The sequence below is a fragment of the Paenibacillus germinis genome, assembly GCF_013141785.1.
GTDB classification, from domain to species: domain Bacteria; phylum Bacillota; class Bacilli; order Paenibacillales; family NBRC-103111; genus Paenibacillus_E; species Paenibacillus_E phytorum.
Window position 1 is genome coordinate 235,278 of record NZ_WHOC01000149.1, and the last position, 24,618, is coordinate 259,895.

Here is a 24,618-nt window from a genome sequence, read left to right on the forward strand (position 1 = left end):
ATTTTACCACATTAATCTTTATTGGACAACACTTGGTTGTAACAATAAACGCACAAGGATCGCATCTCCGCCAGCAGATACTTTTACTTCAGCAAATTTGGCGTCCCTTTCATATATACGGCCTGTTCCTTCCGGAATGAAATAAGTCTCAATGCCGAACTCAATACCCTCGTAACCGAGTTTTTTTCCATTCAAGCGAACCTCTCCCGGTGCTAATGTTTCACCTTTGGTGTACACGCGGCGGTACTCGTAAACACCTGTCGCCTGGTTCGGAGCGAGAACGATTGTAATTTTCCCCTTAGAATCTGCATCTTGATTTTCATCTGCATATAGAGGCGGCTCAGATATCGTATAGCGTAAACGCACATAATCACCCTGAATGAGAGAACGTGGATCAAGAGGTTCAAGCTGCAGCTTAATCAGCTGTCCGTGAGCAAGCAGCCACTCACTTTTGCCAATTTGTAAGGACATTGCCATGACTTGCAGCAGAACTAGCAGAGCAATAATCCAGCGATTCATTGCATAATTAGAGCTAGCCTCTGGTTGCTCGCTTACTTCCAAGCGATGTCTTTTTTCATACCAAACCGTAAAAGCAAGAACCAAAATCCCGATGACCGCAAAGCTAATCGATTTGTGCAGAAGCTTCCAGGCGAGATCGTAATATTTGTATACCAGGAAAGCAATCCAGAAGCCCATTGACCATGCGTAAATCCATTTGATATGCAGTTGTCTGCTAATGACTAAAGCGAGAAAAACGACGATAAAGAACAGCACATTGGCTATATAATACCAAGATGACTCCGCCATAAAAGTTAAGGCAAATAAAGTTAACAAAAATGAAGGAAAACTGCTGTAAAGAATAGGCTGTCTGACTCCCGCATTGGCTATGACCTGACCACTGGCAAAGATAACGAATAATAAAGCGGTAAGCACAGTAAGCACAATTATTCCGCTATCTATCCAATTGAAAAGTACGAAGGAAGCAATAATGACACCAGTAAGAAAGAAGAATATACGATGTACCAACCCAGCAATGTAGATGAAAGCTGCAACCGTAAGCGCTAGGAAAACCAAGAGAATAGGAACATTTTCTGTAAAAACAGCCGCTCCGGCGCCAAGCAGCAATCCACTAATGAGAATTGTGTATCGTACTAATGAATTTAGTTTTTTCGCTATGATCATCGCAATGACAGTGACAATACCAAAACCTATAAGCACATTCTCTGGTTCATCAAATCCTAGTACAACTGTAACGATCCCAATGATCGTCAAGCTTCCCAGAAGCGAACCAATAATGATGACCGAAACCGTGAGGACACGAACGACCCATTTGGTAAAATCTCCATCCGGCTTCGCTTGATCCGAAGTTTCTAAATTTGAGCGATTTTCCGGATCCAACTGCTTGGATGCAGGATTCCAAGAGCGAATAAAGTTCATAAACTTCACATTCGCAAAGATGAACAAGATAATAAACAACAAGCTAGCAATGAAAAAGAACTCGTTATAATGCTGGATAATAAGCTCGATATATTTGACTGTCACCGTGATGGATACCCACAAACCAGCAAACAATAGATAAGCTTTGTTCCTCGTCTTGTGTGTATAGTAAACGGCTGCCGCAAGTACTAGAACGAGAGGTAAGTTCATTAAGACACCGTACTTTTCGTACGCTTGTGAGTTTGAAGCCACGACCAAAACTGCCATCCCAACTTGAAAAGAGATCCATTTGAGAAAAGATGAGTGCAATCGCCCCCGCTCGGTCAGAACATACAAGATGCCATTCGCAATGGCGATTCCGAGCCAGATGATAATTTGGATGATTTCCGCATCTGAGCTCCCTCCCCAACGTCCGAAGAAATAAATCCCATAAGCGAGATGACCTAAAATATACGCCAGTACATAGTAAGGTTGCCATCTAGTTAATAGGGCAAGTAAAAATGCCGGAATGAACCATACGGCGAACAAGCTGTAACTGTCAGCATGAGAATTGTAGGTTTGCCCAATGAGTCCAACACCTACACCGAAGGATATACAGCTCGCGAACAGGCTAAGTTTACTTAGAAACTGCCTGCCATTTTGGCGAGAAAGCCATAGAGATAAGCCGTAAAAGCCCATTATGAGCACAAAGACAGGAATGAATTTCTCCCAGCGGTTTAATTTCTCCCAATTCGTAGCGAAAAAATATACAATGGCGGTTAGTAGCGCACTAGCTCCCAAAACATAGCCTAGTTGAATCGTAACAAATTTGGATTTCATGATGATATTCCTCCTCTCGCTTACTTCTAATTGTACTAGAGATATGCAGTTTGAGAAGTACTATCTATTCCTAGTACCAGATCATTAGCCTATGGATGACTACGACTTTAAAATAACAAAAAGCCAGCACTAGGCTGGCAAGTAATCAAATGAACAAAGCCGTTATTTTCAATTTGTAATCTTAAAATTTTGAACGGAACCTTGCAGAACAACAGCCATATCAGATAGTTGGCGAATAGCTGAAGTAATTTCTTGAATGGAAGCACTTTGCTCTTGAGCCGCCGCCGCTACTTCCTCGTAGCCTGCAGATTGTTCCTCTGTAATCCCAGAGATTTTCTGCATGGCGTTAGAAATGATCTCAAAGGATCTTTCTGCTCTCACTAAAGTACTGATCAAGTGGTCTGTCCGATTGGAGAAAACAGAAATACCGTTAAAAATAACTTTAAAACTTTCATATGTTTCATTAATCCAGCTCTGACCTTGTTCAACTGCTTGATTTCCTTGAACAATGCTCTCCATGACAAGTAGGCTGTCATTTTGGGTACTGGAAACGAGCTCGGTGATCGAGCTTGCGGCTTTTGTGGATTGCTCCGCCAGCTTCTTCACTTCACCAGCGACAACGGCAAAGCCTTTCCCCTGTTCTCCAACACGTGCCGCTTCAATGGACGCATTCAGAGCCAGTAGGTTCGTTTGTTGTGCAATTTCGGTGATGATATGAATAATTTCCCCGATTTCCTTCGAGCGGTTTCCTAGCTGCTGTGCGGCTTCTTGGGAATGCTTCATCTCTTTCTGAATCACATTCATCTGATGTAATGTCTTCTCTACAAGCTGCTGGCCGTCTGCAGATTGAGCACCTACCTTATGGGCCATTTCCTGCATCTCTTTGACTTCAGATGTTACCTCTGATAATTCCGTATTGATCTCAACGATGGATGAAGTACTCTCTGTAATGGAAGAAACAACTTCAGCAACCCCTTCGTTCATGCTGTTCATAGAAACGGCAACCTGCCCAGCACTAGAGCTGGATTCGTCCGCAGACTGATACAATTGCGCGCTTGTATTGGTAATAAGGTTGGATGAAGAAAATATTTGGCGGATCAGGGAATCTAAACTCTGACGCATCTCGTTAAAAGCATTAGCCAATTTACCGATCTCATCAACTCGCTGGATAGAGACTTGTGCAGACAAATCTCCAGCAGCAACCTTCTCTGTTACTCGCATTAGTTGAATGACCGGTCTCGTCACACTTCGACTTATGAAATAGCCTATCAGACCGCCTAAGACTATAACGATTAAGGTAATCGTTAAGGTTGTCCATAACAATTCTTGCTTCGTTTTGGGAACGACCGAGGCATCTAAATCAATGCCGACAATTCCGACGTTTTCGCCTTTAGCGTTTTTGAGAGGGACAAAGACCGATTTATGTATACCAAATTCGTCCTTGTAAATCTCACTGATCGTTAGTTTGTCATCCTTGATCGCATTGTTCATCTCTGGCGTAAAAGGATACTCGGTGCCGAAATCTTCATCAACGCCAGTTAAAATGACGATTTGATCTTTATTTTGAACTTTCTGTAAAACATAAACATTTTCAAGAGAGTCTTGCTTTTTAAATTGTTCAAACTGCTGTTTAATTTTGGTATAGGCCGGTTTATCTTTGCCTGTAATTTCATCTGCATGTTCGGGAATAGAAGTCATATATTTCGAAACATTTTCAATATTTGTGGTTAATCTTAGAACGAATTGATCCTCAAGCTTCGTTGTTAAACTTTTGCTTGCCAAATAGGAAGAGACAGTGAAGGCTGCGCATACGAATAGCAGAAGCAGTAAGATACTGCTCGTCATCTTCACCGCGATTTGTCCTCTGAACCAGTTTATTATTTTATTTGGAGCATGCTTTGCCACTTTTCAATTACCTCCTGCTTAATATCGATGTTTCGGAATATTTCTCATAGACTTGCGCTACAGTTTCCTTCAAATATTGAATGATTTCATGCACATGTTTTGTCTCTGTATAAGGGGAGATGACAAAAATCTTTGTCGCGTACAGAGCAATAGAATTAGCATCCTTCGTTTGAACAAGCAAATGCTTTTTGGTGTCGCCAAAGAATATGCGGTCGCGATGATTCCCAAGCATTTCGAATAAACGTTCGTTAAATTTATTATTCCGCTCAATTTCCTTAAGAGTGCACTTGCCAGAAATTTCATCGTGAAAATGCGGACTGCCTTCTGGGTATATACGAAATAGGGTAATGATGCCAGGATTGTCGTTATTGACGATTTCAGCTTGAGGAATTTCTTGGCGCAGCGCTTCCCGGAAAGCGAGATTAACCTCAACGAACTGAGCCAGCAATTGCTGATACCCTTGAATGCCGAATGCAAGCAGAGCGCTGTATATACTGATGGAGCTAGCCATGCGCGAGCACTCCAACGTATACCCAGTATGATACTGTCCGTATCCTCGATGTCCGACATAGGGGGTTTCATCCGGATGCAGATCCATGAGCCTTAAATCGGCGGCATCCTTGACCAGAAATAGGCTTGTCAGGTAAGGGGTTTGCCCTAGCTTTTGAAAATCGAAGCAGAGCGAGTCGGCCAAATGCAAATGCTTCATCTTGCTTTGGATAGAAATTAAAGCCTGAGCGACATCTTTCTTTAATTCGAGTGGATTGGTGGTGAAATCATAGTCATTAAAGAAAGCAAAGAATGCACCTAAAGCAGAGTCTGCATGAATATGAGGTCTAAGCAACCCATGATGAACGGCTACCTTGTCAGACACCGCATAGATTTGCTCCAAATCGTCAATCCCCATGGCATCCGTCGTTCCTGTCGTAGCTACAATGTAAATCGGGATTCCGCCTCGAGCGATCACTTCTTCCATTTTAACAAGCAAATCATCCACATCCATAGAGCTGTCAGCATTCGTGCGAACTCTGATCAATCGATCGCTCCCAATGCCGGATGCCTCCATAGATTTAAACAAGCTGTAGTGAGCGGCTTCGGAACAAAAAGCATACAAGTTGTCGGGAACACCTTTTTGTAATGAATCCGGAACGAATTTGGCGATCGCTATTCGGAGTCCTGAGAATACAGCTCCTTGCCCGCCCCACGTCGTATACCCGCCGCTTTTCAGCGCATCATAGCCTATTAATTTGGACATCATGCTGATTACCCTTACTTCCGCTTCAGCTCCGGCTGGACCGTATACATCCCATAAATTGTTGCCGTTCACCAAAAACGCCGCGATCATGCCCATAATTCCCGGGATGCTTGCCATCGGCAAAATATTCGTCAAAAAATATTTCGTATGATAAGGATGATCATGCAGCAATTTCAATAACTCTGTATTAACTTCCTCTAAAGGGACGCTGCCATTAGGGATGGAGCTATCTCGAATAAGATTGTTATAAAAAGTCCCTGTTCGGTTTTTCTCACCCTTAAGATTGACGCCGTCCGGGTTTTTGAGATCATCCACTCCTGTTACTAATTGTTCAATGAGTCGCAAAACCATTTGTCGCGTTTGTTGGTTTCCATCCTCACTGGGGAATAATTGTTGTACATTCGTTAGTCTTTTCTCTCTCATTAATTTCTCTCCTATCGATAGAATTGCTTGAAGAAAATGATCACAAAAAAAAGGAGAAACACAGGCATAAATGCCCTATTCCACCAATTGCTACAATGCAACTGGCTGACATATCCTTGTTGGATGTAGTCCCTCTAGCTTTGCGTCCCTATTTTTCAATAGGTTTGCCATTATAAAGTTGTAGGTGAAAAATCCCATCTTCGACAATAATCGACAGCAAAACTTTACAATTTTATACATTAGTATAGTATAGTAAATTAAATAAAACAACACAATTTTCCATTATTGTTTGTAAATTTATTATATTGTAACTAAATTGCTTTTTTAACATATTCCCTGACCACTGGTAAAATAGGCCCATTTGTCTCTTTTCGAGACAGTTATACCAATCTATTTATGCAATATACGATAGAGTCTTGCGGAATCCCTCTAGGACTTTTATCACACATATAAATAAAACAAGCTTCATCACGACTTCCAAATAAGGAGTCGGACAAAGCTTATTTTCACACCCTCAGTTGCGGTGCATTCATGCTACGAAATGGTTTGTGCAGCATCCATATTCCCCTGTGAATGCAGATATAATTGCTCGTAGTAGCCACGGAGCGCAAGTAATTGAGCGTGATTACCTTCTTCAACAATTTTCCCCTGGCTCATCACAATGATGCGGTTGGCATGCATAATGGTCGAGATGCGATGCGCGATAACAAGTGTCGTTCTTCCCTCAGCTACAACCTGCAGCGCGGATTGAATCAACTGCTCCGTTTGTGAATCCAAATTCGCTGTAGCCTCATCTAGAATCAGTACTTTCGGCTGGAATACGATAATTCGCGCAAACGAGATCAACTGTCTTTCTCCTGCGGAAAGCCCGCTTCCTCTCTCGGATATGCGTGTTTCATAACCATCCTTCATTCGTGAAATGAGAATATCTGCCCCAACCATCTGGCATGCCTCTATCACTTCCTCACGCGTTATGGTTTCATCGAACATCCGGACATTCTCCAAAATGCTGCCTGCGTATAAGTACGGTTCCTGCTGTACGAGTCCAACCATACGATGTAGTACGGCCTGCGGGATATCACGAAGATCCGTGCCATCAATGCGGATACTTCCCTCCTGCACATCATAAAAGCGGCAAAGCAGACTAATCAGCGAGCTTTTACCAGCGCCAGTTGTCCCCACAATACCGATCATTTCGCCGGGTTCAATATGGAGCTCTAGATCCTCAATAACAGCTGTATCTTTCAAATAGCCAAAATGCACATGGTTGAAATGAATGTCTCCCTTCACGTCGGACAACGAGGGTGAGGACACGCCTCCCTTATCCTGTACTTCCGGTTGAATGGTGAAGATATTCCAAATTCGATTTACAGACACCGTCGTAGATTGAAGGGTATTCCACTGCTGAGTAATGTTATTAATCGGTTGAAAAAACTGCCGGATATACGTTATAAAAGCATACAAAACACCGAATTCAATCGTTTTATCGAAGACGGCAATACCGCCAATCCAAGTTATAAAGGCTACCGATAAATTACCCAAAATATCAAAGGAACGATTGAACAAAACATTGGTACGAATTTCTCTCAAATTCGCACGAAAATACCCAAGATTCCGCTCAGTGAAGCGATTCATCTGTTCCTTCTCTTGATGAAAAGCTTGAATGAGATGCATCCCAGATAAATTCTCAGCGGCAAAAGCAACCATTTGAGACAGCTGCGTCCTCGAGAGCTGATAGGTTTTGCGCATATATCTGCGAAAGCTAACCGCTATAATCACAATGATAGGGATCACGATCATGCTGTACATCGTTAGCTGTGGGTCCAAATGATACATCAGCACAATGATGAATACGAGTGTCATACCATCGCGTACCAAACTAAGAAGAACCTGAGTAAAAAACTGATTCAGCGTTTCTGTGTCACTGGAGACATGTGTAATCAGGCTGCCGCTTGGCGTCCGGTCATAATAAGACATCGACTGTTTAAAAATGTGCTCGAACAAATCCTTGCGTATTTTGGCGACGATGCTTTGGCCGGCAAACTGCAATAAATTGTTCTGTAGATAACTGAAGAATAAACTACTGATGGATAGACCAGCATAGAACAAGCAAATGAGCAGCAGGGAGCGATAGTCATTTTTCCCAATCATCAAATTATCATCAATCGCGATCTTAACCAGATAAGGCTGAAACAAATCGGCTGCTATCCCAAGTAACGCGCAAAATAAAACAGCTGCAAAAGTAAACCTATGGGGTTTGGCATAAACGAATAAAAAACGAAAGGAAGATCGCGTCTTCTGCCGCTCCTCATTGCTTTTGTTACTCTGTTTGGGCATCGTCGCTACCTCCCTCTTGTATCGCATGAAGCTCGGCGTACAAGCCTTCTTGCGCAATTAGCTCTTCATGCGTACCGCGCTGCACAATCCTGCCCTCATGAAGCACGATAATCTCATCCGTATGCTTCAGAGCGGAGATCCGATGAGCGATCCAAATGGTCGTTTTGTTCAATCGCTCTTTGCGGATTGTATCGATGATGTGCCTTTCCGTCACAGAGTCTACAGCGCTTACACTATCGTCTAGAATCATTAAAGGAGAATCCTTAATGATCCCTCTGGCCAAGCTTGTTCGTTGACGCTGCCCTCCTGATAAGGTGACACCGCGCTCACCCAGCTTCGTCTCAAACTTTTCCGGAAATGACGTAATGCTGGAGAGGATTTGTGCTTTCTTGGCAGCACGCTCAACCTGTTCTAAGGGTGATTCTCTTTTATAAAAGGCGATGTTATCGCGGATGGTCGTACTAAACAAGAACCCCTCTTGCGGAACATAAGCGATTTGATTTCGCAAGCTTTCTAATGTCACATCGCGAATATCCGTATCCCCAATCCATACCGTTCCCTCCGGTGGGTCGTATATTCTAAGCATTAGCTTCACCAACGTCGATTTACCACTGCCTGTTTTTCCGATAATGCCAATGGATTTACCAGGTTCAATCGTTAACGTTATATCATGAAGCACTTCGTCTTCGTCATCTGGATAGGCAAAAGACAAGTGTTCAATCCGAATTCCCTCGTGATCGAGATCGGATATTTGAGCAAGCTCCTTTTGCACAATTTCGGATTTCAAATCGAGCAGCTCATTCATTCGTTCAAGCGAAGCTCGAGAGCGCTGCATGGCATTAATGACGCGGCCAATTTGCTGTAAAGGGTTTACCATCATCCGTATGTATAGCGTTAATTCAACGAAATGGCCAATCGTAATCCGCCCTTGAATGGTCAAATAGCCCCCAAAAGCAATCGCGATGATCAGCGATATTGCGCCCAGAAACGGAATAAGTGCTTCAAATAAGGAAGATAGCCGAACCAATCTCAATTGGTTGTCGCGAATCCGATCTACCGTATCGCTGAACCTGCGAACCATGATCGGTTCCACCGCAAATTTCTTGGCTACCCGTATGCCTCCGAATTGCTCCTCGGCCGACTCCGTCATTTTGCCTAATGCTTCTTGTACCTGTAAAGAATGTTTTTTAATAATTGGCTGAAATCGAACCGTTAGAACAGGAATAAGCAATAAGGGCAATATACAGATGAGAATTAGATAAAGCGGGATCGAACTGAACAGCATCATAAGAATGACAGCCGTGATCAAAATCGCGGAGTTTACCACGTGGTTAATCCCCATGGAAATCGATTCTCGAATGACAGTTACGTCATTCATCACATAACTAAGCAGCTTACCAACGCCGTTCTTTGAGTAAAATGTTGCGCCCAACTGTGTGAAATGGTTAAACAAGCGGTTTCTTGAAACAAACTCGAAGCGTCTTCCGTTACGCATGATCATGTACTGACCAATGGCTGCTAAAACACCGAATGTAACGCCAATCATCAGCAGCTTTAGACTGTAGTCAACAATTAGAGTTTTGTTCAAAAGTCCTTGCTGCAGCTGGTCTGTAAACATGCCGAGCAGCTTGGGGTAATACGAGTGAACAATGTTGCCTAAAGAAATGGACAATGCGGCTACAACGTACAACGGCCATTTCTCTTTGAAGAAATCAACCAATAACCGTGTAGACTTCAAAACGACATCACTTCCTACTACAAGTTTGTCTAGCAAATGAGGTATTCCCGATCCATCTGAACATGCGGTCATGTATCCCCTTACAGTATACGCCTATTCTTATGTACTTCCTATATCAGATATTGACGTTATAATAAGAGAAGTTGTCTAAACTTTACAATTTAGCTTAGGGAGGATTAAGATCATGGACTTTATTTTGGATCGCATAGATAATAAAATCGAATTTTTTCAAGCTTATGATATGAAAACGCTGGAACGGCAAATCAACGAGCAAATCGATAACAACAAAGCTTTACTGCTGGACGTCTTCGCGATTCAGCATCACATTGTGTTCGACCCGAACGCGGGTAAAATGCTGTACAGCGCAGTTGTGCATTTTAAGGTAAAGTAAATTTTGAACATATCCGTTTAACATGAAGAAATCCAGGAAATTGTTGTACGCTGTACAACTTGCTTTCCTAATCCCTTGTCATGAACAGAAGTATTGGGACAAGGATAAACGACTCCATCGTCCTTCAGGGACGAGCGCGTTTGTCAAAGTAGATGCGAAGCAAAAGTATAAAACTTTTACTTTCTTATCTACTAAAAAAAACCTTCAACTCCACTTTAAAAGAAAGTGGTGTTGAAGGTTTTTTGCTCCAAGTTCTGGATTGCCTCATTTGGTGTTGCGTTTGATGTTTTCACCAAGTGTTGGATTTGGTGGTGCATTGGTGGTTCGCTTGGTGTTGAACTAGGTGTTTCCCTCAATGACAACCCATATTCCTATTAAACTTCGCTTAGCGGAAGCCCATGTTTGATAAATAGTTGCTCCATGGCAAGCTTAGCCTTAGCTTCGTCGGGGCCATGAATTTCTAAGTGATACACCTCGTTGCTGAAAAGCGTAATGCTAAGACCAAGAATACTTTTGACATCGATGAAACGTTTGCCCACTTTGATAACAATGCTCGATTGAAATTGATTAGCCAACTGATTGATTTCTACAATCGCTCTTGTGTCCAGTCCACTCATATAGTTCCCCCTGACCTGAATTCGCGCGGCATTCTCCGAGCCACTCCGGTTCTTATTGCTGCTTCAATGACTCCTGTTCGAATACGTCTAACTACCTCTTGATTGAAAACACTTGGAATAATGTACAATTTGTTCAATTCTTGCGGAGCTACAACTGAGGCGATGGCCGCGGAAGCAGCTAGCTTCATTTCCTCATTAATTGTTGTAGCCTGGCAATCTAATGCGGCTGGAAATATACCTGGGAAGCATAGGACATTATTAATCTGATTTGGGAAATCAGACCTTCCCGTCGCTATTACGCCTGCAATATCTTCAATTTCATCGGGATGAATCTCCGGTGTCGGATTCGCCATCACGAATACAATTGGATGCGGCGACATCCGTTCAACATCGACCCGCTTCAGCACACCACCTGAGGATAAGCCGATAAATACATCGGCACCTTCAATGATTTCGTGCAAGGAACCCGTAAGTCGATTTGGGTTGGTTCGTTCCGCATACCAGTTCCACATGGGGTTGCTATACGAAGTACTGCTCACCAAAGCCCCTTCTCGATCAACTCCGATCAATTCCTTGACACCTGCTGCGAGTAGTATGTTGGAACAAGCTATGCCAGCTGCCCCAATTCCACAAATGACAACCTTTGCTTCGTTAATCGATTTCCCAACGACTTTCAGTGCATTAATGAGCCCCGCATACAGAACGACTGCCGTCCCATGCTGGTCGTCATGGAATACAGGAATATCAAGCTCTTCGCGCAGCCTTTCCTCAATTTCAAAACAACGCGGCGAAGAAATATCCTCTAAATTGATCCCGCCAAAAGCAGGGGCTAAATTCTTAATCGTGGTAATGATTTCTTCCGTATTTTGCGTGTCTAGGCAGATTGGAAAGGCATCGACATCCGCGAGCTGCTTGAACAGCATCGCCTTACCTTCCATGACCGGCATAGCTGCGTAGGGTCCAATATTACCCAAACCTAGCACCGCACTGCCATCCGAAACAACAGCAACCGTATTTCGCTTAATCGTAAGCTTGTACGCATTCTCCTGCTTCTCATGAATCGCCATACAAACTCGCGCAACATCGGGTGTATAAACGCGAGACAGATCGTCCCTATTCTGAATCGGCACCTTAGGTTTCATCTCGATCTTGCCACCTAGGTGAAGCAGGAAGGTGCGATCGGATACATGAACAAGCTTTACACCCTGTAGCAATTTGATGGCGCCTGTGACGGCCTCAAGTTGAACCTGTTCGGATGCTGTGACAGTAATATCACGAACCGTCCAATTTGGACCTGTTTGGATAACGTCAATGGCAATAACATCCCCACCATTTTCCGTAATGACGGTGATTAATTGTCCAAAATGAACCGCTTCTGTTTGCAGCTCCACACGCAGAATAATGCTTTTGCCACCAATCGTGTCTTTCAAAGTGAACTCCTCGTTTCTACGGGCATCATGCCTAAAATAATAGTTTCGATACGTACACGACTAAGGTAACAGTCAAGCTGCTGAACAAAGTAGAGAGCAGTACCACTTGAGCTGCGTATTCCGGGTGATTCCCGTATTCTAATGCAAATACCGCGCTGTTCCTTGACGTGGGAAACGAGCTGGCGATAAACAGTGCTTGTGCGGTTGTACCTTCTAAATGAAGCAGTAAAATGAAAATTAATGCTAGGATCGGGGAGACAATTAGTCTTCCAAGCAGACTGAAGATAAGTGCGCTGCTTAGCCGCTTAAACTGCAAGTAAGCACTCTGTGCACCTAGCGTAACTAGTGCTATCGCAAGGAAGGCGTTAGATACATTCTGGAGAGGATGCCAAATGAAAGCCGGAATTGGAATCGCCAGAATATGCATCAGCAACCCCAGTCCAAATGCATGTATCATGGGATTTTTCAAAAGCTCCCGCAGCATCTTCTGCCCTTGGCTTTGTGCAGAAACCGCATTAACCAAGCCAAAGGTATTCGTTAGAAGATTTTGATAAATAGTAACAATAATTTGAACAGATAAACCGACCGGGTTCCCCTGAAACACAAGCTGTGACACTGGCAAGCCGAAATTACCCGAATTGCTAAGTACTACACTATTTGAGAAGCTAGAAGACAAGCTTTTATCAAATTTAGCCAGTTTTGTTGTTCCTTTGCTCAGCACGATAAGAGCGATACTTTGCAGAAGCAAAAAGCTAACGATTTGCAGCAGCGTACTCCACTCCAGCTTACTTTGATAAATATTCGTAAAAGAGACAGCTGGAAGTAAGAAATACACATTGAGCTTAGACAGTGTATGCATATCAAAATGAAATACACGATGCATAAAAGCCCCTGCTCCAATTAATAAAAATACAGGTACAATGACATTGAGCACGATAAGAAAAAGTATGTCCAACTGAATTCACTCCATGAAATGAAACCCCTAGTCCACAAAGTAGAGGCTGATTGGTATCAGAGCTCCACCCAGCATCATAGGGGTTTTCGTCCAACTTATGCTTCTTCGTTTACAAGAACATTTTTACCTCTCATCTTCAGGATTAATGGAATTGTCAACCATAAGAAACCAATGATCAAAAAGATGAGGGAAACAGGTTTTTGCAAGAAAATCATGAAATCTCCATTCGAAATGGTTAATGCTCTGCGCATGTTATTTTCCAGCATCGGTCCAAGAATAAGACCAAGTACTAATGGCGCTAGCGGGTAATCGTTTTTCGATAAGAAGTACCCGACAAGACCGCAGCCCATAATTAGGAGCAAATCAAACGTTGAATATTGAACTGCGTACACACCGAATACGGAAAACACGATAATTAATGGAATCAAATATTTCGTTGGTGTTTCAATGACTTTGGCAAACACTTTGACGAGCGGCATATTCAGAATAAGCAGCATCAAGTTACCCACGAACATACTGGCAATAACGCCCCATGCGAGCTGCGGGTGATCTTGGAATAACAAAGGACCCGGTTGCACATTGTACATAATGAAAGCACCCATCAGAATAGCAGTTGTCCCGGATGAAGGAATGCCAAGTGTCAAAAGTGGAATCATGGCACCGCCTGACGCCGCATTATTCGCAGCTTCCGGAGAAGCTACACCTTCAATGGCACCCTTCCCGAATTTCTCGGGATTTTTACTGATTTTCTTTTCTACAATGTAAGCGAAAAATGAGGCAAGAATAGCACCGGCTCCAGGCAGAAGCCCGATGAAGAATCCAAGAACTGAGCCTCGAGCGATAGGTGCCGCGCTATCTTTCAAATCCTGCTTCGTCGGTAGGATTCGATTGATTTTAGCCAATTCACCATCGTTTCCTTCACGCTGTAGAATGGTCTTGAATACTTCACCGACAGCGAATGTACCTACAGCCACAGTAAGGAATTCCAAGCCCTGGTAGAGCTCCGGAATATTAAATGTGAACCGTTCAACGCCGGAAACATTATCAATCCCGATCGTTGCAAGCAGCAGTCCGAAAGCTGTCATCATTAAGGCTTTGACCATGGATTTTCCAGCTAGACCGCTGATTGCGAGTAAGCCGAGAACCATGAGAGAGAAATATTCAGCAGGACCAAACTTGATGGCAACTGCCGACAAGGGCCTAGCAAGGAAGATAAGGCCTATTAGAGAAATAATGCCGGCAGCAAAGGAACCAATCGCCGATATCGCAAGCGCCGCCCCGGCTCTGCCTTGTTTTGCCATCTGATAACCATCTAGGGTCGTTACTACGGAAGAAGATTCCCCCGGTGTATTCAGCAGGATGGAAGTCGTCGAACCTCCGTACATCGCTCCATAATAGACACCAGCAAGCAGAATAATGGAGCTCGTCGCGGCTTCTTCAGGACCTAATCCTGCGGTCATTGTCGCTGTAATCGGGATTAACAGAGCTACACCGCTCATGGGTCCAATCCCGGGTAGGACACCTACCACTGTACCAATTAATACGCCTAGAAAAACAAACACGACATTGTGCCACTGCATTGCAGTACCCAAGCCATGAAGCACATAATCAATCGTGCTCATTTCAATAACCTCCTTAGAGCTTGCTTTTTAGCAAACCCACTGCGTAAGCGATTCTTAGAAGCCTAACCAAGTTGGGAATCCAGGAAGAGATCCATCCAATCCATTCACATACAGCGTATACACCCCATAGGAAAATGCAGCTGAGATCAAAAGCGAAACCCAAACTCTACCTTTTTGCATCGTTTGGAACCCAATCATTAAAAAGAGAAACGTGGAGATGACGAATCCGATATCTTCGAGAAATAACGCATAAAGAACTGCTGAAACGAAGATGATACCAAATCTTTTGTAATCCAAATTTTCTTTATGTTTTTTCGTTTGCTGCTTGCGGAACGTATCATAAATGAGACGAATGCTCATTAATGCTAAGAAAGCCCCCAGCATCATTGGGAATATATTAGCGCCTACATTACTGCCGTAAGCACTTGTTGAAATACTCCTGCTGCCGATCACAAATGTGGTGCCGATAGCGAAAAAAACGATACCTGCATAACGGTCAAACATGGTGTTCATCTGTTCTCAACCTCCCGCCCTTCGTGCATGGGAAGAAGGCATATTCGCTTCTTCCCAGCATCCCAAGGCCCTCTTATTTCTGCATACCCAAAGCTGTCAACATATCTTTCAATTGCGTTTCTTGCTGACCTAGGAAAGCTTTGAAATCATCCGCTTTTTTATAGTCAGTTTCCCAGTTGTTCGCAGTCATTTCTTTTTTCCATGTATCGGAATCAACCATTTTCTTGATCGTATCTTCCCAGAACTTTTTCGCACCCGCATCCATATTCTTAGGTCCGAAGAAGCCGCGCCAGATTAAGAACTCAGCGTCAACACCTTGCTCTTTCATCGTTGGAACATCTTTCATGCTGCCACCAAGACGTTGTGGAGATGCTACCGCCAGTACTCTGATCTTGCCAGCTTTCACATATTGGTCCAAGGAAGATGCATCGGTACCAAGCACATCCGCATTACCGCCGAGCAAAGCTGTTACCGCTTCCCCGCCGCCATCATAGGATACGTATTTCACCTTTTTCGGGTCGATACCGTATTTAAAGGCAGGAAGAATGGAAACCAGATGATCCATGGAGCCAGGTGCAGAACCGCCAGCAACCGTCAGTTTCGTAGGATCCGCTTTCATATCATCCAATAGTGATTTTAAATCTTTATATTTCGAGTTTGCCGCAACCGCAACTGCGCCATAATCCTTTGTCAATTGAGCAAGCGGTGTTGTATCCGCATAACCATATGGCGTGTTACCTTCTTTTTTCAGATGGTTAATAAGAATCGGTGGTGAGCTAACGAACAATTTGTAATTGTCTTTCACATCTTTCGTGGCATATTCCGCCATGAAAACGGCGCCGCCTCCACCCGGTTTATTTTCAACCGAAATCGGTTTATCAAGCGCTTTCGTTTCCGACAATACTTTGGCAATCGTACGAGCCGTCATATCCCAACCGCCGCCTGCGCCGGATGGTGCGATGATACTCAGCGCTTTTTCTGGATATTTGGATGCTGCTTGTGCTGGTGCTGTTGTTTCTTTGGCCTTGTCACCCGTTGCGTCTGTTGGTTTAGCTGCCCCATTACCGCATGCTGCCAAGGAGATTGCTAATAAACTAATCGATGTTACTTTCAAAGATGCTGCTAAGACATTTTTTATCAAATGAAACCCCTCCAACTTTTTGGTGTTATGCGTGAATCCGCTTTCTTTGAAGCGCTTTCAGAATATCACCTGAATAGAAAATTGAGAAGTTTAACAAGATTAATTATAATAACATCGTTTTGGGCATTTTGTTCATATTGTTCACGACGGCTTGAACGCGTTTTCCCTCAAAATGAGAGCGCTTTATGATACAATACTAGCAAAAACGGGGGGCTTTAACTCGGAATGAGGCTGCAAACCAAGTTAATCTTGATTATTTGTTCACTGCTTGTCTTCATCATCCTAAGTCTAGGCGGCATATTCTATTACTTGATGACCTCCGCCCTTGAGGATCAAATTGGTACACGCGCCTTGAAGGTAGCCGAAACAGTGGCTAGTATGCCAGAAATAAGGCATGCCTTTCAATTAAATGACCCCTCAGCCGTCATTCAACCCATTGCGGAGACGGTACGTGAGAAAATAGATGCGGAATACATCGTTGTTGGGAACCGCGAAGGTATCCGTTATTCACATCCCCTGCCTGATCGAATAGGCAAAGAAATGGTTGGTGGAGATAATGGTCCCGTTCTTGAGGGGCAATCTATTATTTCCAAGGCTATTGGATCTCTAGGGCCCTCACTTCGCGGTAAAGCTCCGGTATTTGGCGCCAATGGCCAAGTGATCGGTATCGTATCTGTTGGGTTCTTGACAGAGGACATTGCACTTATTACCACTGTGTATCAAACACGAATCGAAATGATCTCTTTGATCGTTCTCGTCATCGGACTTGTCGGCTCTGTCCTCATCGCCCATAACGTCCGGCGTTCCATTCATGGCTTGGAGCCAAAGGAAATCGGCGCATTATATACCGAAAAAAAGGCGATTCTAGAATCCATACGAGAAGGTATTATCGCGGTTAATCGTGAGGGAGTTATTACGATGGCGAACCGCTATGCGCTTCAGCTGCTGCAGCTGCCTGTCACGGCAAAAATTACTGGAAGACAAATTGAAGACGTTATACCGAATACGAGATTGTATGAAGTCGTTCGTTCGGGGAAAGCCGAATTTGACCATGAAATGCTCATCGGCGACCATGAAGTGATAGTGAATCGGGTACCGATTATTGAGCGGAAATTAGGCGTAACCGGTGCAGTTTCGAGCTTTCGCAGTAAATCCGAGCTGTATCGGTTGGCTGAAGAACTGTCTCAGGTCAAACGCTTTGCAGAAGCGCTACGCGCACAAACGCATGAATTTTCGAACAAGCTGTACGTCATCTCGGGGCTAATCCAACTCGAATCCTATCAAGAAGCTGTTGAACTTATCTCCCGGGAGGCCGATGTACATCAGAATTGGGTACAGTTCATTATGCGAGAAATCCCAGATCCCATGATTGGCGGACTGCTCATTGGCAAATTTAATCATGCGCAGGAACTAAAGATTACTTTCGAAATTGATCACGAAAGCTCATTCAGCGACATCCCGGCTAAGATTGATCGAAATATGCTCGTCACCATCATCGGTAACTTAGTTGACAATGCCATGGAAGCAGTGCTTGCTGGTGGCGATCAGACGGAGCCGTATGTGAAATTATTTCTAACCGACCTTGGTGAGGATCTTATTATCGAATGCGAGGATCGAGGCGTTGGAATTCCTGAGGAAACGAGTATGGCCGTATTTGAAAAAGGCTTTTCGACCAAAGAAGGTGAACACCGCGGCATTGGACTATCTTTGGTCCAGCATGCCGTCGGAAAGTTGAGTGGGTATATTACATTTCATAAAAACCCCGCAGGCGGTACAATTTTTACTGTTGCGGTTCCCAAGATCCCTGATCTCAAGGAAAGGAGTCTGCCCCATGGAACACCAGAATCAAACCGTTGAAGTATTAATTGTAGAAGATGATGTGAAAATAGCCGAGATTAACAGACGATTCATAGAAAAAGTAGATGGATTCCACGTTGTCGGTATCGCCACGGATCTGGGTCAAGCCAAGGAACAGTTGGAAATTCTGACTCCGAACCTCGTCCTACTGGATGTCTATTTACCGGGCGCTAACGGCTTAGAGATGCTTTCCTTTATTCGACAGCATTACCGGGAAACAGACGTCATTATGATCACTGCTGCCAAAGAAATAGACGCCATTCGTGACGCTATACGGAGCGGTGCGTTTGATTATATTATCAAACCTCTCGTCTTTAATCGGCTTCAAGAAACGCTAGTGCGCTATCTGAATTTCCATCGTGAACTGAGTCGGATGAACCAAAGCGGTATGATCAATCAGAGCGATGTTGATCGCCTTATGTCTGGAACTTCCAAGAAAGAAACCAACTTGGACACCTCGTTCCTGCCCAAAGGGATTGATAAGCTCACATTGGTAAAAATCGTACAAGCGATTTCTAGCGCATCCGGCGGCTTGACCGCTGATCAAATCGCCAAAGAAATCGGTGTCAGCCGCTCCACCGGCCGCCGCTACCTCGAGCACTTAGTCAGCTCGGGCGATTTATACGCCGACCTGTCTTACGGTGTTGTCGGCCGGCCGGAGCGAGTGTACCGGAGGAAAAAAGCTTGATTGTAGGTATTATTCTCTCTAGACCGCTGTAACGCTGAAAACTAGCGTTACCATCCGTAAATTGCATGTTAACACACCTCATCCATGATCTGAACCGTCTTTTTCGGCCTTCTTGGCTGGATTTAGCTACTTCTTCACTTATGAGAGGACTTTTTTGGTCCTTTCATCCCAAATTCTGGTCCATTATACCTCTCACTCGGATCTGAAATGTCTTTTTCGGCCTTCTCGGCTGGATTTAGTTACTTCTTCACGTATGAGAGGAGTTTTTTGGTCCTTTCATCCCAAATTCTGGTCCATTACACCTCTCACTGGGATCTGAAACGTCTTTTTCGGCCTTCTCGGTTGGATTTAGCTACTTCTTCACGTTTGAGAGGACTTTTTTGGTCCTTTCAGCCCAAATTCTGGTCCATTACACCTCTCACTGGGATCTGAAACGTCTTTTTCGGCCTTCTCGGCTGGATTTAGCTACTTCTTCACTTATGAGAGGACTTTTTTGGTCTTTCATCCCAAATTCTGGTTCATTACACCTCTCATTGCGATCTGAAACGTCTTTTTCGGCCTTCTCAGCTGGACTTAGTTACTTCTTCACTTATGAGAGGACTTTTTTGGTCCTTTCAGCCCAAATTCTGGTCCATTACTCCTCTCACTAGGATCTGAAACGTCTTTTTCGGCCTTCTCAGCTGGACTTAGCTACTTCTTCACTTATGAGAGGACTTTTTTGGTCCTTTCAGCCCAAATTCTGGTCCATTAAACCTCTCACTGGGATCTGACACGTACTTTTCGGCCTTCTCGGCTGGATTTAGCTGTTTTTTCTCCTCTGAGAAGACTTTTTTGGCCCTTTCAGTGATGTATATCAAAAACTATGATCAATAGAAGAAAACTGGCTTAAACCGTCCTTGAATGGAGTGTTTGTCAGGGTTGATGCAAAGTAGGTTATCCCCCCCAGCTGTTTATAATAGTCATTCGCTTGCTCATCCGGAAATTGTAGTACGTTGTACAACAATAGGCAAGTTAATCCACGATATCCTCGCGAATGTTGTAAAACATACAACAATTCCAGCCTAAAATAGCTAAATAGCAGGAAAGAAGGCTAAATTGTTGCACAATATACAACATCTTCAGCTTTCCCAGAAGAAATCAAGGAAATTGTTGCACGTTGTACAACTTACCTTCTAAATAACACACTTCTCCATAATCCAGAAGACAAAAAACTGGGAAACTTAATCACTTACAACTTCCAACTTCACCATTCTCCCAGAAACCAGAGGTCACAAACCCGGAAAACATAATCTCATACCACGTGATTATACATGTATCCTCCTTACTCAGACAGAATCCAAAACTAGCCAGGCTAAATAGCGGGTTAGCTTCGCGTTCTCATCCCACAAACCCAAAACATATAAGAAATCCTAATAATCTTGGAAACCACATGAGTGCCCTAAGTAGCTATAGAATAAAATCCATAAACAAAGACGCCGGCCAAACCAGCCGGCGTCTCTCAATTCACACCTCGTGACGCTCCACGATCCCGTCCATGCCCTCCGGGATGCAGATCTCCACATCCACGCTGCGCGGCGCCCAAACCTGCAGCCGCATCACGCGTCCGTCCTCCTCGAGTCGCCAAGCGACATCGATCCGTCCCTCCTGCGGCAGCGGAACAGTCCCCCTCGCCCACTGCAAATCCGCAGGCTGCGGAGCGACAACGACCTTCCGCCAGCCTTTGTCGGCGGGAGTGACACCAAGCACATGCGCGCCTAAGAAATAGCCTGGCGCTGCCGACCACGCATGACAGTGACTGCGTGTAAGCATGTCAGGGTTCGCTCTATTTTCCGCGAAATTCGGGTACATTTCCCAGCAGGTCGTGGCATCATATTCAATCATTTGCCCAAAATGCTGCCTCATATCTGTGATCATACGATCAATCCCAATGCGGCCCATTTTCGCGAGAGCCTCATAATAAAAGAAGGACATAAACGGACTGCCGATTTGAACAAAATCCGTTGGCGGAGCAAACAAATATGTCTTCATCTGATCTGCGCGTTCGCCCTCAGCGACACCACACAAGTAGGCAATAACCTGCGTCTGCATACTGAAAACAGTCGAAGCACGGCCATTCGCATGGATACAATCCAAGTATGCACTGCGTTCCTTACTCCATAAATGCTTGTTAATAGCTTGGCTCAGACGAAGTGCTTTCCCCTCATATTCAGCTGCTTCTCCCACATCGCCAACGGCTTTCGCCAACTCTGCCGCGCTTCGCAGCGTTTTGACCAGAATCATATTCTGGTGGGTGACCACCCCATTATTCGGCTGATCAATCGGTGCCCAGTCCAGCAAGTTCCAGCCTTTTATGAACAACAATCCACGATCATCGAGTTTTTGTTCATAATGCTCAAGGGTAAAACGAATATGCAGCCATAAGTCTCTCGCAAAAACCTCATCCCCTGTATGCTCATAATATTCACAGCTGGCCAGCGCCCAAAAAAACGTCCAGTTCGGAATAACGCTGCTCCAAGCACTAGGAACCTGATCCACGTATAAAGGTGTTTGTGTTCTGGAACCAGGCACTAACCGCAAACAACGCTCTACAATTTCCGTAGCTCCGAACACGTAATAATTGACTAAAGCCTCGTTGCGGCTGTCCCCAACCCAGAAAACCTGTTCATAAGCCGGACAATCAACGAACGTATCTTCCATACAAAGTCGAGTTGTGTGCTTACTAATCTGCCATATATCGTTCAAAAGCGCATCAGAACTCTGGAACTTGCCTATCTCGGCTATGGGATAATTACTTTGCTGCACCTGTACGCCATACATTTTGACTGCTCTTGCATCATTCCTTACCGTAACCATCAAATATCGGAACCCTCTCCGCACATAAGAGGTATACGATTGACGCCCTTCCGAACACGTATAACGAAGTGTATTATCTAAATCGAATGTGTCTTGACGCCACCCATCGCGCATATATTCATAGCCATAGAAATCAAGAATGGTTCCTTCAGCGGCATCTACTTCAAATTGTATAAAGCCAGATAACTCACGGCCAAAATCAAGGATAAACTCCGTATCTGCCCCCTCATATCTCGGCAATATTGCTGGATTCACACTTGGGATAACTGCCTGCTGCAAAGGGTACGGCACAGCTTGCGCCAGCGCTTCTTTTTTCCAGACACTGAGTGCAAAGATAGAATCCCTGCTCACCAATTCCAGTGGGAAAGGCCGAATCCAATCCGTATAGCGACTCAGGTCCTTAGCAGTAGAAAGACTCCGAATCTCTACATACGTGTTAAAAGCTGGCAAGACATCCGCATCCAATTCATCCTTTCGATCATCACCCGCTGAAGAAGACCCTAATCCTTCATATGGGTGCAAAGTATCACTGCTTTCCTGGTGATCAATGCATTCAAAAGATGTAAATGGACCAATTGAAATAAATGGTGACGTATCGATGCCTGCCTCCCCTAAAGGAGAAACGACCTCAAAATAAGCATCGCAATCAATGCCCAACTGCAGCGTTCGGCCATGATCAACGCCAGTCGTCTCCAACAAGATAAGATTGTCTCCTGCCTTCAGTTCTATCTCGGCATACCTTTCCGGCAATACACCCGTATAACGCTCCGGTTCCAGCCACTCTCCATTCACGCTGCATCCCTTCACAGTGCTCGGCTGTACGATTCCTAACACAGCTTTTACTACCTTCTCGGTTCTCACTACCGTTGCCATATACCCAGCAAAACCCACTGGATTCGCATGATTCACACTCTCTGGCACCATTTGATTACGGACATCTATCGAGGCAGTCCATGCAACGGGCTTTACCTGATGGAGGGATTCGATACGAACCGGCCACACGAGTTCCTCCGTAAGGAATGGAATATCTCTCGGCACAAGACGGCTCCAAGGCTCTATACCAACAGCTCCAACGATAGTGGCTTGATCCCACGCAGAATCATCGTAATCTGGCAAATACCAATCCATTGGCCAAGCGCTCGCATCCATCCGCTCAGCATAGCCTTGTTGACAAGACATGCGCCCAGAGCGGCTATCATACCCAAGATGCAGCGAGGCTTTCCAGCTTTCATCCGTCACCAGCTCTACGACAGAATGACCCTCATGCTCACTCTCCACTTGCACTAACAAACCGCCGCGTCCGCGCAAATAGTAGAAATTGGACACGCCGAAATGGAGCACCATGACCCCAATCACATTAGGTCGTCCTTTGTGCAGCAAGTGTCCAATTTCGTATGTATCATAGGACTGCTCGAATGGCCATGAGCGAACAGGACCTCGTCCCACTTTGGTTCCATTTACATATAAAGCGTATCGCGAATCAGCCGTTATAGATATTTTTGCTGCTCCCCAGCCTTCAGAACCCACATCGAATGTCTTTCTAAAACACCGCCACTCATTCCGTGGACTTACTTCACCATTACCCCAAACCCATTGTGCTTGCCAGTCGATTTCTAATTGTCTCATTTCAGCTGCCTCCACCTAAAATAATGATTGTTACTTCGATGCCTTTATTTTATGATGAGAGCGTACTCATTTTTAGGGTTAATTCCGACATTCATCAGGGTCTTAATTGACATAACAGGAGTAAAACGAAATGACCATTAAACGAAGCATTATCGAAACGCCAGGGGATCAATTTTTCCTTCCGGAACTTCCGCTTTACGTAAACCGCGTTCACGAATCGTTTGAAATGCTGCAGCATACGCACGATTTTATTGAAATTAGCTATGTAGCTGAGGGCAGCGGTGCACATTACATTGACAATACCTCATTACCCGTTTCCAAAGGAGATCTCTTCTTCATACCGGTTGGCGTCTCCCATGTGTTTCGTCCATCATCTATTGCTCAGAAAAAAAACCTTGTGGTTTACAATTGCATTTTCACCCAGGAATGGTTGAACCAATTATTTCACTCGCAATTGAATGGAAGTAAGGAGGAATTCAACGTCCTATTCACGCAGGCAACCGAGCAATCGACTTGGCTTTCTTTTAAAGAACGCAATGGGGAATTCCAGCCTCTTTTTGAACGTTTACATTTCGAATATAACGCCCATCGCAGCGGCTTTATGACGATTTTACAAACTTGTGTGGCACAGCTTCTTGTTTACATGTATCGCTCCAAAATGGATTTCACACCGGAAGCGTCCAAAGCGAGCCTTCAGGACTTAGATAGTCTACTCGCCCATATTCGCGGGCATTGCAGCAGCCCAATCTCGCTCACCGAAGCTGCCGCCAGATTGACGATCAGCGAGCGTCAGCTTCATCGCCAGCTTAAAAAGCATACGGGAATGTCCTTCATGGAGTACGTGCAGCACGCGCGAATTGAAGCCTGTTGTCAGCAATTACGAGCGAACAATCACAAGATCAGCGATGTCGCTGCAAGTGTCGGTTATCAGGATATGAAATTTTTTAACCAGCTTTTTAAAAAAATGACCGGTGTCACTCCCAGCCAGTACCGACAGCAGAATAAATAAAC

At 44.5% G+C, this 24,618-nt stretch carries 16 protein-coding genes and 1 riboswitch; of the genes, 4 read left to right on the top strand and 12 right to left on the bottom strand.

Annotated elements, in window-relative coordinates; all coding sequences use genetic code 11:
* Positions 1–18 precede the first annotated feature (18 nt).
* The 5 genes from GC102_RS28550 to GC102_RS28570 form a co-directional block, all read right to left on the bottom strand.
* The gene (locus GC102_RS28550) at positions 19–2,256 is read right to left on the bottom strand and encodes a GDYXXLXY domain-containing protein (protein WP_171692502.1); all 2,238 of its coding nucleotides are present in this window, start codon (positions 2,254–2,256) and stop codon (positions 19–21) included.
* A 168-nt stretch (positions 2,257–2,424) separates the two neighbouring features.
* Positions 2,425–4,161 (bottom strand): methyl-accepting chemotaxis protein, encoded by a 1,737-nt coding sequence (locus GC102_RS39705; RefSeq protein WP_171692503.1) that lies wholly within the window; start codon positions 4,159–4,161, stop codon positions 2,425–2,427.
* A 7-nt stretch (positions 4,162–4,168) separates the two neighbouring features.
* The gene (locus tag GC102_RS28560) at positions 4,169–5,839 is read right to left on the bottom strand and encodes a pyridoxal phosphate-dependent decarboxylase family protein (protein WP_171692504.1); all 1,671 of its coding nucleotides are present in this window, start codon (positions 5,837–5,839) and stop codon (positions 4,169–4,171) included.
* 93 nt (positions 5,840–5,932) lie between these two features.
* Positions 5,933–6,018, bottom strand: a riboswitch (cyclic di-GMP riboswitch).
* 355 nt (positions 6,019–6,373) lie between these two features.
* On the bottom strand, positions 6,374–8,176 hold the full coding sequence (locus tag GC102_RS28565; RefSeq protein ID WP_171692505.1) for an ABC transporter ATP-binding protein: 1,803 nt from the start codon (positions 8,174–8,176) through the stop codon (positions 6,374–6,376).
* Positions 8,160–9,914 (bottom strand): ABC transporter ATP-binding protein, encoded by a 1,755-nt coding sequence (locus tag GC102_RS28570; RefSeq protein ID WP_171692550.1) that lies wholly within the window; start codon positions 9,912–9,914, stop codon positions 8,160–8,162. Before GC102_RS28570 ends, GC102_RS28565 begins: the two co-directional genes overlap by 17 nt.
* Positions 9,915–10,098: 184 nt before the next feature.
* Here GC102_RS28570 and GC102_RS28575 point away from each other — a divergent pair, with 184 nt between their 5' ends.
* Entirely contained in the window at positions 10,099–10,305 is a 207-nt protein-coding gene (locus GC102_RS28575; protein ID WP_047673864.1) for a YrzA family protein, read from the top strand.
* Between the two features lie 374 nt (positions 10,306–10,679).
* On the opposite strand, the gene GC102_RS28580 is transcribed toward GC102_RS28575, so the two are convergent.
* The 6 genes from GC102_RS28580 to GC102_RS28605 form a co-directional block, all read right to left on the bottom strand.
* Positions 10,680–10,922: an HPr family phosphocarrier protein gene (locus GC102_RS28580; protein WP_171646211.1), complete on the bottom strand. Its 243-nt coding sequence runs from the start codon at positions 10,920–10,922 to the stop codon at positions 10,680–10,682.
* A complete protein-coding gene (locus tag GC102_RS28585; protein ID WP_171692506.1) occupies positions 10,919–12,352 on the bottom strand; it encodes an NAD-dependent malic enzyme in 1,434 nt (477 codons plus the stop codon). Before GC102_RS28585 ends, GC102_RS28580 begins: the two co-directional genes overlap by 4 nt.
* Positions 12,353–12,383: 31 nt before the next feature.
* Positions 12,384–13,307 (bottom strand): AEC family transporter, encoded by a 924-nt coding sequence (locus GC102_RS28590; protein ID WP_171692507.1) that lies wholly within the window; start codon positions 13,305–13,307, stop codon positions 12,384–12,386.
* 95 nt (positions 13,308–13,402) lie between these two features.
* Positions 13,403–14,929, bottom strand: a complete 1,527-nt coding sequence (locus GC102_RS28595) for a tripartite tricarboxylate transporter permease (RefSeq protein ID WP_171646214.1) — start codon at positions 14,927–14,929, stop codon at positions 13,403–13,405.
* Positions 14,930–14,983: 54 nt separating this feature from the next.
* Complete coding sequence (locus GC102_RS28600; RefSeq protein ID WP_171692508.1) at positions 14,984–15,442, bottom strand: tripartite tricarboxylate transporter TctB family protein; 459 nt, start codon at positions 15,440–15,442, stop codon at positions 14,984–14,986.
* 73 nt (positions 15,443–15,515) lie between these two features.
* Positions 15,516–16,583, bottom strand: coding sequence for a Bug family tripartite tricarboxylate transporter substrate binding protein (locus GC102_RS28605; RefSeq protein ID WP_171692509.1), 1,068 nt, complete (start codon positions 16,581–16,583; stop codon positions 15,516–15,518).
* Between the two features lie 225 nt (positions 16,584–16,808).
* Here GC102_RS28605 and GC102_RS28610 point away from each other — a divergent pair, with 225 nt between their 5' ends.
* The gene (locus GC102_RS28610; RefSeq protein ID WP_171692510.1) at positions 16,809–18,440 is read left to right on the top strand and encodes an ATP-binding protein; all 1,632 of its coding nucleotides are present in this window, start codon (positions 16,809–16,811) and stop codon (positions 18,438–18,440) included.
* Positions 18,415–19,128: a DUF977 family protein gene (locus GC102_RS28615; RefSeq protein WP_171692511.1), complete on the top strand. Its 714-nt coding sequence runs from the start codon at positions 18,415–18,417 to the stop codon at positions 19,126–19,128. Before GC102_RS28610 ends, GC102_RS28615 begins: the two co-directional genes overlap by 26 nt.
* A 1,503-nt stretch (positions 19,129–20,631) precedes the next feature.
* Here GC102_RS28615 and GC102_RS28620 read toward each other — a convergent pair.
* A complete protein-coding gene (locus tag GC102_RS28620) occupies positions 20,632–23,607 on the bottom strand; it encodes a family 78 glycoside hydrolase catalytic domain (RefSeq protein WP_171692512.1) in 2,976 nt (991 codons plus the stop codon).
* A gap of 130 nt (positions 23,608–23,737) precedes the next feature.
* On the opposite strand from GC102_RS28620, the gene GC102_RS28625 reads away from it, so the two are divergent.
* Entirely contained in the window at positions 23,738–24,616 is an 879-nt protein-coding gene (locus GC102_RS28625; RefSeq protein WP_171692513.1) for a helix-turn-helix domain-containing protein, read from the top strand.
* The last annotated feature ends 2 nt before the right edge of the window (positions 24,617–24,618 follow it).

What these genes read in the sequence shown, in the direction of transcription:
- GC102_RS28550 (WP_171692502.1), bottom strand. Translation starts at nt 2,256, where the DNA reads ATGAAATCCAAATTTGTTACGATTCAACTAGGCTATGTTTTGGGAGCT.
- GC102_RS28560 (WP_171692504.1), bottom strand. Translation starts at nt 5,839, where the DNA reads ATGAGAGAGAAAAGACTAACGAATGTACAACAATTATTCCCCAGTGAG.
- GC102_RS28565 (WP_171692505.1), bottom strand. Translation starts at nt 8,176, where the DNA reads ATGCCCAAACAGAGTAACAAAAGCAATGAGGAGCGGCAGAAGACGCGA.
- GC102_RS28575 (WP_047673864.1), top strand. Translation starts at nt 10,099, where the DNA reads ATGGACTTTATTTTGGATCGCATAGATAATAAAATCGAATTTTTTCAA.
- GC102_RS28580 (WP_171646211.1), bottom strand. Translation starts at nt 10,922, where the DNA reads ATGAGTGGACTGGACACAAGAGCGATTGTAGAAATCAATCAGTTGGCT.
- GC102_RS28595 (WP_171646214.1), bottom strand. Translation starts at nt 14,929, where the DNA reads ATGAGCACGATTGATTATGTGCTTCATGGCTTGGGTACTGCAATGCAG.
- GC102_RS28600 (WP_171692508.1), bottom strand. Translation starts at nt 15,442, where the DNA reads ATGAACACCATGTTTGACCGTTATGCAGGTATCGTTTTTTTCGCTATC.
- GC102_RS28610 (WP_171692510.1), top strand. Translation starts at nt 16,809, where the DNA reads ATGAGGCTGCAAACCAAGTTAATCTTGATTATTTGTTCACTGCTTGTC.
- GC102_RS28615 (WP_171692511.1), top strand. Translation starts at nt 18,415, where the DNA reads ATGGAACACCAGAATCAAACCGTTGAAGTATTAATTGTAGAAGATGAT.
- GC102_RS28620 (WP_171692512.1), bottom strand. Translation starts at nt 23,607, where the DNA reads ATGAGACAATTAGAAATCGACTGGCAAGCACAATGGGTTTGGGGTAAT.
- GC102_RS28625 (WP_171692513.1), top strand. Translation starts at nt 23,738, where the DNA reads ATGACCATTAAACGAAGCATTATCGAAACGCCAGGGGATCAATTTTTC.